Source organism: Geminicoccus flavidas, assembly GCF_009806515.1.
GTDB lineage: Bacteria > Pseudomonadota > Alphaproteobacteria > Geminicoccales > Geminicoccaceae > Geminicoccus > Geminicoccus flavidus.
The window spans coordinates 1-2,976 of the sequence record NZ_WUJP01000833.1 but is presented as its reverse complement, the minus strand read 5'-3'; the positions used below and the strand labels follow the sequence as shown (position 1 = coordinate 2,976).

The window sequence follows — 2,976 nt, the reverse complement described above, 5'->3', positions numbered from 1 at the left end:
TGCGCTCGTAGTAGTGCTCGATGAAGGCGAGGTAATCGAGCCCCTGCAGGCAGAAATGCGAGGGATCGTAGTTGATGTTGCAGCGCTGGTGGTTGCCCACGCACTGGAGAAACATCTCGAAGGTAGCGCCGTCGAACAGGTCTTCGCCCGGATGGATCTCGTAGGCGACATCCACGCCCACTTCCTCATGCGCATCCAGGATCGGCCGCCAGCGCTTCGCCAGCTCGTCGAACGCCGTGTCGATCAGCCCGGCCGGCCGTGGCGGCCAGGGGTAGATGTAGGGCCAAGCGAGCGCCCCGCTGAAGGTGACATGCACGTCCAGGCCAAGATTGCGGCTGGCCTTGGCAGCGGCCAAGACCTGCTGCACCGCCCATTCCTGCCGGGCCTTGGGATTGCCGCGCACGTGCGGCGCGGCAAATGCATCGAAGCCCTCGTCATAGGCTGGATGCACCGCGACCAGCTGGCCCTGCAGGTGGGTCGACAGCTCGCTGATCTCTACCCCGCACTCGGCGACGATGCCCTTGATCTCGTCGCAATAGTCCTTGGACTGCGCGGCCTTCTCCAGGTCGATCATCCGGGCGTCCCAAGTCGGGATCTGCACGCCCTTGTAGCCTAGGCCCGCGGCCCAGCCGCAAATCGACTTCAGGCTGTTGAATGGCGCCTGGTCGCCCACGAACTGGGCGAGGAACAGGCCGGGACCCTTCATCGTCTTCATCTGCATTTCCTCGGCAATGGGCTCAGGCTTTGGCGTAGGCTTCGCGCAGGAAGTCGTGGCCGAACCGATAGACTTCCTCGCGCGCCGGGAAGAAGTCGCGCCAGACCCGGGTGGCGGCGGCCAGTGCCGGCAATGCCCGGCCAAACGCCTCGATCACATAGAAGCCCTGGTAGCCGCCCTGCTTGAACGCGCGGAAGGTCGCTTCCCAGGGAACGTGGCCCTTGCCGGGCGTGCCGCGGTCGTTCTCCGACACGTGGACATGGTTGATCTCGGCCAGATGCGGCTGGATCACGCCGACCGGGTCCTTCTCCTCAATGTTCTGGTGGAAGGTGTCGTAGAGCAGGCCGTAGTTCGGCCGATCCACCCGCTTCACCACCTGGGCCGCGTCCGCCACCAGGTTCAGCGCATGGCACTCGAACCGGTTGAGCGGCTCCACCGCGAGCTTCAGGCCCAGCGACGCCGCATAGTCCGCGGCCTTGCCATGCACCTCCACGATCCCGCACCGCTCCTCGATCGTGGCCGGCTCGCCGGTGAACTGGCCGAGCGGCTGATAGAACGGCCCGCAGAGCAACTCGCCGCCGGCCGCGTGCAGGCAGTCCAGCGCCCAGACCAGCCGCTTGGTCGCGTTCAGCCGGGCGCAGGGGTCGGCGCTGATCGCGGAGCAGTTCTCGTCAGGGAGCACGGTGACGCCGGTGACGCGCAGGCCCTGGTCCTTCGCGACCTGGCCGATCTTGCGGTAATGCTCCGGCTCCCCCTCGAAGATCGGGATCTCCACCCCATCATAGCCGGTCTTCCTGATCTCGGCGAACAGCGGAAAGTGCTCCTCGGTGACGTGAGTCGTCCAGAGCAGGAGGTTGAAGCCCAAGAGCATGGCGATCTCACCCGTACTTCTTGTTCAGCTCGTCCAGGGCGGCCTTGCACTTCTCCGTGGTGGCCCAGGCTTCCGGCCAGAAGCACAGGTCAACTGTCCACCAATCATGGCCGACATCCTCCTTGGCCAGGGCCGGCACCAGCTCGTCGAAGTTCAGCACGCCCTCGCCGAACGGCGGATGCGCACTGGTCTCGTCATTGCCCTGCTCGTCTTTGTGGCAGGTATTGTCGCTGTCGATCAGGTGGATGTGGTTGATCCGCCCGGACAGGCGAGAAATGAACTCGAGCTGCCCGCCTTTCAGCGTCTCCTTCTTCCCCTCCTGCCGGACACCGTTCACCGCCACCATCTGGCCATGGCAGGTGTCGTACATGATGCCGAAATTCTCGTGCGGCAGCTTGTCGAGCACGCGCTGGATGTCAGACGGCTTGTTGAAGGCGAAGCCCGGCTCGAACTCCCAGGTCACGTAGAGCCCGTGGTCGGCGGCGGTCTTGATGCACCAGTCCCAGGTCTCGACCAGGCGCTTCAGCAGGTCGTCATAGTCGGCCTCGCGATGGATGGTCGGCGGCTGCACCGTGTCGACGCGCACACCCTTGATGCCGAGATCCTGCGCGAACTGGGCGTTCTCCTTGAACGCCGCCTTGTAGTCGGTGGTGTCGCGCGTGTTCAGGAGCTTCTGCGACCAGAGGTCCTGCGCGAAGCCCGAGAACGCCAGGCCATGCCGCTGCACCTTCTCGACCAGGGCAGAGCGGTCGTCCTTGGTGGGATGGTTCTGCGGGTTCGGGTAGCCGTTGAACCCGCCCAGCTCCAGCCCGTCGAACTTCAATTCGGCGAGCTTCGCCAGCACCTCGTCGAAGGGGATCGGCTGGGCCCCGTAGGGTCCGACATTGTAGGCCCAGGTGCCGATCGACGTGCGATGCATACTCGAAGCCTCCACTGTTTTCGGGATGCCGGGGGCTTAGCCCAGCCCCAGCGATCGTCGTTCGGCCGGGCCGGGCACGGCCACGGTGCCGTCCGCCGCGATCACGCCTTTGGTCAGGATGAAATTGGCATAGGGCCGGTCGTCGAGCGTCCAGACGATCGCCCGGCACTTCGCCGATTCCGGGTAGAAGGCGAAGCGCTCGATCGAGCCCATCGTCCAGTGCCGGCCCGCCACCTCGTGCATCATGGCGAGGAAGCCCTGGTGCCCGGCATTCATCTCCTCGGGTGCGCCGGAGATCTCCATGCGCATCACCGGGTGGCGCACGAACCCGTCCAGCGGCAGCACCGACAGGATCGCGCCGCCGATCGCGACGGTGTCGAGGTCGGTGCGCAGGAGCGGGATCTCGCCGGCATCGGCCATGGCGGGACCGGGGAAGTTCCGGTCCGCGAGGCAGATCCGGTCGCCATGACC

At 65.6% G+C, this 2,976-nt stretch carries 4 protein-coding genes; all 4 read right to left on the bottom strand.

The genetic code is table 11. The features are described 5' to 3' along the window. A partial coding sequence (locus EQG76_RS23945) for a sugar phosphate isomerase/epimerase family protein (protein ID WP_159717043.1) occupies positions 1–715 on the bottom strand: 715 nt, incomplete at its 3' end. Between the two features lie 22 nt (positions 716–737). Next, the gene (locus tag EQG76_RS23940; RefSeq protein ID WP_159717041.1) at positions 738–1,586 is read right to left on the bottom strand and encodes a sugar phosphate isomerase/epimerase family protein; all 849 of its coding nucleotides are present in this window, start codon (positions 1,584–1,586) and stop codon (positions 738–740) included. A 7-nt stretch (positions 1,587–1,593) separates the two neighbouring features. Beyond that, positions 1,594–2,505 (bottom strand): sugar phosphate isomerase/epimerase family protein, encoded by a 912-nt coding sequence (locus EQG76_RS23935; protein ID WP_159717039.1) that lies wholly within the window; start codon positions 2,503–2,505, stop codon positions 1,594–1,596. A gap of 36 nt (positions 2,506–2,541) precedes the next feature. After that, positions 2,542–2,976: RbsD/FucU family protein (locus EQG76_RS23930; RefSeq protein ID WP_159717037.1), on the bottom strand; the 435-nt coding region annotated here is incomplete at its 5' end.

Coding starts and splice junctions, on each gene's coding strand:
- EQG76_RS23940 (WP_159717041.1), bottom strand. CDS start 1,586: ATGCTCTTGGGCTTCAACCTCCTGCTCTGGACGACTCACGTCACCGAG.
- EQG76_RS23935 (WP_159717039.1), bottom strand. CDS start 2,505: ATGCATCGCACGTCGATCGGCACCTGGGCCTACAATGTCGGACCCTAC.